Origin of the sequence: Halomonas sp. H2, from assembly GCF_050215315.1 — a bacterium.
In the GTDB taxonomy this organism is placed as follows: domain Bacteria; phylum Pseudomonadota; class Gammaproteobacteria; order Pseudomonadales; family Halomonadaceae; genus Vreelandella.
In genome coordinates, this window is the sequence record NZ_CP189762.1 from 1 (window position 1) to 5373 (window position 5373).

The following is a 5373-nucleotide window of genomic DNA, read 5'->3' on the forward strand; positions in this document are numbered from 1 at the left end:
AGATTCCCCGTCTCGGCTCAACTACTGCGCCCAAACTGGTCGACAACAACTCGAATCCAGACCAGCGGACACGCGAAAACGCGCTATAGCAGTAGCTATCGCGATTAGGAGGACAAGGGCTTTGATAGTGTTCTGGTGGCTCCAGGGCTTGCAGGAGCGGCGGCTTAGCGCCATAATTCAAGAACAGCTTTGGTTAGACGAGCCTTGTTCCTCTCTAACCGCCGGTTGAAAAGTGTTGGTAGCACTCTTCAACCCGACACCCCGCCTCGGCGGGGTTTCGTCGTTTATAGCCTTTCAAAAGCTGTGCGTCAATCTTCGTCTGCTTGCAAATCATTGACCCAAAAGCTCTTAACCTCTGCGTTTCTAAGCGAAACGCGGTGTGCTTTCCGCACACAGTGACGCTCTGCGCGTCACTGTCGGCTAACGCCGACTAGCCGACCTTTACGGCCGGCGATGCACCTGGCGGTGCATCGTCGCTCTCTGCGAGCGACGCGCCGCCGATGGCGTCGGAGTCGCCTGCCGGCGACCGGTCAGACGCATACGCGCCTGCCCGCTGGGTACATCGCTCCGCGTAGTACCCAGCGGGCAGGCTTTGTACCATGTTTTAGCTTTTAGCGCGCACTCAGCGCACAATTTCACATGCACATAAGCTTGTGCTAGATTTAGCGGGTTAGGCGTCGTTGACGTGTGCCTATGGCACGGCAGGTTTTGCCCACACCTGGCCCACAAAAAGTGGCGTGATCAAAGATCGCGGAGCATTGCCGAATGCAAGCAAAAAAATCGGTTCCCCGGGCCCAGCCCGGCACTGGCTAACAGCCTCGTTAGCACCAAGCGCCCAGCCCGCGCTTCTCAAATAAAACCGGCTATATGTGCCCAGCACAGCGAGAGAACAGGCCCGTCGCTTCGATATTCGATAAACGGGGTCGCAGTCCACCAACGTGGGCGATCGGAGTGTTTTTAACACTGCGAAGGTTCTTACAAAGCGATGATCCCTTGCCTGATTTTGATCCAGCCGCCGAGCTAAAGCAGGTTCAAGAATTCAAGAAGCTAGGCCGCATCCGCCCCTATTCACAGGGCCGCAGCCAGCTCGACCCTTACACTGCTGAATTACTCGCTCTTTACGACAGCGGCGCCCGTCCTGCCGATCTTCAAGCCTGGTTAAAGATGCCTCCACGCCGCATCAAGGTCGCCCATTCGACTGTTGCGCGCTGGCTTCAGCGTACGCTCGATAAACGTACTGCCGATCGTGGTGGCCACTAATGGGGATGTGGTTCGCGAGCGGTGAACGCCAGGCTGGCCGCATCATGCAGCAGCTTCAGGGCACCGTGGTTGAAAGCGTGCGCAGCGTCAGCAATTACGAAGCCGCCTTGGCCAACGTGGCCACCTGGCAGAAAGCCGAACATGCCGCCGGTCGCGAAGGTGGCGATTTGCGCAGTCTTACGCCTGCTCAAGCAGTTGCCTACCTTGAACAGCGCGGCGAAACGGTTGGCCAAAAGACGCTCGATCAAGAACGCCAGGCTATTCAGCTGATGCAGCAGCATGTCACTGGTCACCTTGCCCAGGGCGAGCGCCTGCCAGTTATCAAGAGCGAACAACAGCAAGTACTCGGAAGTCGCGCTTACACGCCGGCGCAGATCTCCGCTATCAGCGATCGGCAGACTGATAAAAATGCCCTTGCCACCCAGATCGCCCACGCTGCTGGACTTCGTGCGCACGAAATTTTAACGCTACGTCGCGCTGATGAACGTCCCGCTGATGTACGGCCCACACGTGATGAGAAATTCGCGGTTCGCCAGGGCGAACGCTACACCGTCGTGGGCAAAGGCGGGCTTTGCAGAGAGGTTCTGATTCCTCACGAGTTAGCCAATCGGCTTGAAGCAACCCGGCTGGAGCAGCCTCAGCAGGTGACAGACCGTGGCGTCTACTACCAGTCCCACTATGCAATCGGCGGTGGCCAGCGCTGGTCAAACAGCTTTTCCCAGGCCTCTGATGCCGCGCTGGGACGCTCGACCGGGGCACATGGGCTGCGGCACAGCTATGCTCAAGAACGGATGGGGGAATTACAGCGTGATGGGCTCAACTATCGGGATGCGTTAGAAGTCGTTTCCCAGGAGATGGGGCATTTTAGAGACTCGATAACAGAGGTTTATCTGCGATGAACCGACGTAACACTGCGCTTTTCGTCGTCCTGGCAGTTGTTGCTGGCCTGGCCTGGCTTGCGTATGACCGCTTTCCGAATATTGCTTATCTTACGGGCACTTATGAAGCCAGCTTGGGCTGGGCAGCAGTGCGTGCTGCGTGGCCCGTCTATGCGTTGATTCTGTCCCTAGCCGCCCTGATAGGTCTGCTAATCGGTGCTTGGGTGGGTGAAAGCAGCCGCGAGCGTGATGCCGCCGAGATGCTGGCCACCCAGCAAGAAAAGCTGAAGGCACAGCAATCGAAGGCTCAACAACTCGAACAAGACGCGCGCGTAAAGGCCGCAGAGGCGGCTCAGGCGCAGCGCGACGCTGAGGCCCTGCTTGCCCCTTCACAAATGCGTATAAACGAGCTGAGCGAGCAGAATGCGCTATTGAAACGGCGTTTAAGTGGCTCGGTGGAAGCGTTGGAACGTAAAAAACGCCAGGTGCGTGAACTTCGACAACTAGACAATGAAGCGTTGGTAACGGAGATCGAGCAGCTACGCAGTATGATTCGGCAGGATAGGCAGCAGATTTTTAAGCTTGAGCAACAACGGCAGCGCTAGAAACGCTACAAGTAGTCCTGGTTAATCAATTCAAAGACCTTACGCTTGGCGCTGGTCAGATCATTTTTCGCTAGAACATACCACTCGTACTGCTCACTGCCTGGCGTCATTTCTTGCCCGACCGCGGCCCGATCACGCTCATAGCGGTAGCGCGGCCCCTGAGGCGCGGGCTGCCACTCAGTCACCCTTTCACTGGTAAACACGGGTTTTAAATCGCTGAGCTTACGCATAATCGCCTTTCAGTGATAAACGTCTTTCCGGTGCCCGATCCGCACGACGAGAACGCATACCCGCTGGTCCTCAATCTGCGCAACCAACCGATAGTCACCGACGCGGTACCGCCATAGCTCGCCCAGCTGACCCTGGAGCGGTTTGCCCAGCTGTCGCGGATCCTCAAGCGGCTGAACTCGCTCGCGCAGATAGTCACGGATACGCTTGGCTTCAGCATGGCCCAACTTCTTCAGCTGCTTTTGGGCGGCGCCCGTCAGCTCAATTTGCCAGCCCAAGCTCTCGCTCCACGTCGTCCAGGGAGTGCGTGGTTTCCTCGCCACGGCGCAGGCGCTCTAGTGTCTGCTCAGCCAGGTAGACGTCCTCAAGGTCCTCGAGATGTTCAAGGATGGCTTCACGGGCGTAATAAGTCTTGGTGCGGCCGGTGGCCTTGGCTAAGGCCTCCAGGCGCGCTTCGATGTCGCTGGGCAGTCGTATTGCCAACATGATGATCTCTCCTGGAGGTCGCTATACACGTATAGCATATACTGAAATCAATGCTCTAACCAGGGACAAAAGACGACAAATTCAAGATTATTCGCCTTATCTTGAGTTTTAAAACGTAGGAATTAAAGGGGCTAATTCTCAATATTTGTATGCACTATGCTGTATGTCGTTTGTCATGACTAAGGCCACCCTATGCACCTCAAATATATTTTTACCTGCCTAGCAGTGGGCAGCATTGCTGCCAATATTGGCGCTTGTGCCAGTACAAACGCCAACTCAGAATCCCGCCTGTACTTCAAATCCCAGGCAAATGAATTTGAAATAGCCCCACGTTGTTTACGCAGTGTGTCGATGAATGAGGACGAGGATGGGCGGGACTTCATCACTGTGGATTTTATTCAATCAGCAGAATGCTATGACAAGCTAGATAACTGGATACGAGGGAATATCGGGGAGGATGTGAAATTGATTTTCGATGGAGAAACTGTATCTGGACCGAGTCGAGTTGTAGGACCCTTAGCGGCTGATAACGTTTGGATAGGGTCTGAAAATAGTGATCTATTATCAGACGTTTATAAGCATCTATCGCCATCGGGCTAGTTTAATTCAGACCTTAACCGTACATGCTCAACGCTGGCTTTCAGCTCCAACTTACTTAACTAAACGCTTCGCATCGATCGCCTTATTGACTTGATATGCATAGCCACCAGCCACCGATATAGAGACTACCAGCACGCCAAAGATGATGGGGAGAATGGCAGGGCTGTCGCTTAGAAATACGGAGATCGAGTTCATGCCTACACCTCTCAGAGTGGTACGGGTTATCAGTTAATTGTGGGTATCCGGATTAAGTGGTTGACCGGCGTTCTTGGCGTGTCGCTCTATCCTCGAGCCAGTCATCCATGGCTTTGTTGCTGTGGCTAGCGGACAGAGCGATGGTATCTCATGCGCTAAGCCGCATATGCAGAAGCGGATAAGGCTTGCCCTGACCATCAAGGGGGGAACGCCCAATCACCGCAAAGCCCAGATGCTCATAAAACCCCAGCGCCTGCTCGTTTTGCTCATTTACATCCACCCTGGTGGCGGCTCGAGCGCTTATCGCATGTCGGGCCAGCGATGCCCCGATGCCTTTGCCGCGCGCTTTCGGCGCAACGAACAGCATCTCGATATTGCCATCGCTCACGCCGTAGAACCCCAATATTTTCCCTTCACCGCTCCTGGCAACGCTCAGGTCAACGGCCTTGAAATACTGATGCAGGATAAGCGGCTTGAGTTCAATGAGGTCAGACTCAGTCAAGAAATCGTGCGTCGCCCGAACCGAGGCCTCCCAGATTTCGATAAGCTGCTCATGCTCTGCTTTTCCTGCACTCTCGATCTTCATTACTTGCCCCTTGATCAACCAGATTTTCCGGATACCCTTAATTGTAACGATGGTCGGTTCTAATGCGAGTCACTTTTCGCGTTAGAACCGACCATCAACCCTTCGCATGCACTGACACTAACGCGCTGCGCTTGTTCGCCGCCCAGCCGCCACCGAATTAAAAATTCGGCGCCACTGGGACGGCAGGGAAAGCGTGAAAACATCGGTATATATTGAGGCCAACCGGGAGGCGCAAGCCTGCCTTTCCGCTGCGCTCCAAGGCAGGCTTGCGCCTCCCAACTTTTCGCACGTGCGAAAAGTCAGGATACGTTCGCCTTGCTAGCCACTATCGGCACGCCCCGCTGGGCGCTGACCCCTCTCACGCGCTGGCTAGACACATCATAAACTTGCTGCACTGACTGACTGTTACCCCTTTCAGGGCCGTCTCCACGGCGTTTTTACTGCGGTGCCGGTCTAAACCCCTTTCCCGCTTGCCAGTGCCCACAGATCGCGACTCTGTGGCATGTGATGCGCGATGCACGCTGAACCGTATGTG

9 protein-coding genes are annotated in these 5373 nt (G+C 55.2%); 4 read left to right on the forward strand and 5 right to left on the reverse strand.

The genetic code is table 11. The annotated features are described in order from the left end of the window. Positions 1–993: 993 nt before the first annotated feature. The 3 genes from ACQE2I_RS18860 to ACQE2I_RS18870 are packed head-to-tail and all read left to right on the forward strand — an operon-like array spanning position 994 to position 2743. Positions 994–1260: a hypothetical protein gene (locus ACQE2I_RS18860; protein WP_427031527.1), complete on the forward strand. Its 267-nt coding sequence runs from the start codon at positions 994–996 to the stop codon at positions 1258–1260. Next, positions 1260–2159, forward strand: coding sequence for a hypothetical protein (locus tag ACQE2I_RS18865; RefSeq protein WP_427031528.1), 900 nt, complete (start codon positions 1260–1262; stop codon positions 2157–2159). The genes ACQE2I_RS18860 and ACQE2I_RS18865 overlap by 1 nt, the downstream gene beginning before the upstream one ends. Next, positions 2156–2743 carry a hypothetical protein gene (locus tag ACQE2I_RS18870; RefSeq protein ID WP_193067485.1) on the forward strand — a complete coding sequence of 196 codons (588 nt, stop codon included), beginning with the start codon at positions 2156–2158 and terminating at the stop codon, positions 2741–2743. Before ACQE2I_RS18865 ends, ACQE2I_RS18870 begins: the two co-directional genes overlap by 4 nt. 5 nt (positions 2744–2748) lie before the next feature. Here the strand turns inward: ACQE2I_RS18870 and ACQE2I_RS18875 are convergent, their stop codons facing one another. Genes ACQE2I_RS18875 through relB form a run of 3 tightly spaced genes read right to left on the reverse strand, consistent with a single transcriptional unit; the run spans position 2749 to position 3457 of the window. Beyond that, positions 2749–2973: a hypothetical protein gene (locus ACQE2I_RS18875; protein ID WP_193067484.1), complete on the reverse strand. Its 225-nt coding sequence runs from the start codon at positions 2971–2973 to the stop codon at positions 2749–2751. A gap of 9 nt (positions 2974–2982) precedes the next feature. After that, a complete protein-coding gene (locus ACQE2I_RS18880) occupies positions 2983–3249 on the reverse strand; it encodes a type II toxin-antitoxin system RelE family toxin (RefSeq protein WP_193067483.1) in 267 nt (88 codons plus the stop codon). Next, the gene (relB, locus tag ACQE2I_RS18885; protein WP_193067482.1) at positions 3233–3457 is read right to left on the reverse strand and encodes a type II toxin-antitoxin system RelB family antitoxin; all 225 of its coding nucleotides are present in this window, start codon (positions 3455–3457) and stop codon (positions 3233–3235) included. Before relB ends, ACQE2I_RS18880 begins: the two co-directional genes overlap by 17 nt. 192 nt (positions 3458–3649) lie before the next feature. On the opposite strand from relB, the gene ACQE2I_RS18890 reads away from it, so the two are divergent. After that, positions 3650–4057: a hypothetical protein gene (locus ACQE2I_RS18890; protein WP_096282445.1), complete on the forward strand. Its 408-nt coding sequence runs from the start codon at positions 3650–3652 to the stop codon at positions 4055–4057. 51 nt (positions 4058–4108) lie between these two features. Here the strand turns inward: ACQE2I_RS18890 and ACQE2I_RS18895 are convergent, their stop codons facing one another. Together ACQE2I_RS18895 and ACQE2I_RS18900 are read right to left on the reverse strand one after the other, a co-directional pair. Further along, positions 4109–4252: a hypothetical protein gene (locus ACQE2I_RS18895; RefSeq protein ID WP_176483447.1), complete on the reverse strand. Its 144-nt coding sequence runs from the start codon at positions 4250–4252 to the stop codon at positions 4109–4111. 148 nt (positions 4253–4400) lie between these two features. Then, positions 4401–4838, reverse strand: coding sequence for an acetyltransferase (locus tag ACQE2I_RS18900; protein ID WP_149322268.1), 438 nt, complete (start codon positions 4836–4838; stop codon positions 4401–4403). Positions 4839–5373: the final 535 nt, after the last annotated feature.

What these genes read in the sequence shown, in the direction of transcription:
- ACQE2I_RS18865 (WP_427031528.1), top strand. Translation starts at nt 1,260, where the DNA reads ATGGGGATGTGGTTCGCGAGCGGTGAACGCCAGGCTGGCCGCATCATG.
- ACQE2I_RS18870 (WP_193067485.1), top strand. Translation starts at nt 2,156, where the DNA reads ATGAACCGACGTAACACTGCGCTTTTCGTCGTCCTGGCAGTTGTTGCT.
- ACQE2I_RS18875 (WP_193067484.1), bottom strand. Translation starts at nt 2,973, where the DNA reads ATGCGTAAGCTCAGCGATTTAAAACCCGTGTTTACCAGTGAAAGGGTG.
- relB (WP_193067482.1), bottom strand. Translation starts at nt 3,457, where the DNA reads ATGTTGGCAATACGACTGCCCAGCGACATCGAAGCGCGCCTGGAGGCC.
- ACQE2I_RS18890 (WP_096282445.1), top strand. Translation starts at nt 3,650, where the DNA reads ATGCACCTCAAATATATTTTTACCTGCCTAGCAGTGGGCAGCATTGCT.
- ACQE2I_RS18895 (WP_176483447.1), bottom strand. Translation starts at nt 4,252, where the DNA reads ATGAACTCGATCTCCGTATTTCTAAGCGACAGCCCTGCCATTCTCCCC.
- ACQE2I_RS18900 (WP_149322268.1), bottom strand. Translation starts at nt 4,838, where the DNA reads ATGAAGATCGAGAGTGCAGGAAAAGCAGAGCATGAGCAGCTTATCGAA.